The following is a 216-nucleotide window of genomic DNA, read 5'->3' as shown; positions in this document are numbered from 1 at the left end:
AGAAATAGCAAAAGCTAAAGAAGAAGAGAAAGCAAGAGAAATAGCAAAAGCTAAAGAAGAAGAGAAAGCAAGAGAAATAGCAAAGGCTAAAGAAGAAGAGAGAGTAAGAGAAATAGCAAAGGCTAAAGAAGAAGAGAGAGCGAAAGAAGTATCTAAAAACAACATACAGTCTGCTAAACGTGAATTAACGGTAGTAGCGACAGCGTATACTGCTGA

1 pseudogene is annotated in these 216 nt (G+C 36.6%); it reads left to right on the top strand.

The features are described from left to right. Positions 1–216: pseudogene (locus MR107_RS31135) on the top strand (enterotoxin); the annotation flags it as partial.

The sequence above is a fragment of the Bacillus cereus group sp. BfR-BA-01441 genome, from assembly GCF_022663075.1.
GTDB classification, from domain to species: domain Bacteria; phylum Bacillota; class Bacilli; order Bacillales; family Bacillaceae_G; genus Bacillus_A; species Bacillus_A cereus.
Note: the sequence above shows the minus strand (reverse complement) of the source record. Positions and strands in the feature narration are given on the sequence as shown.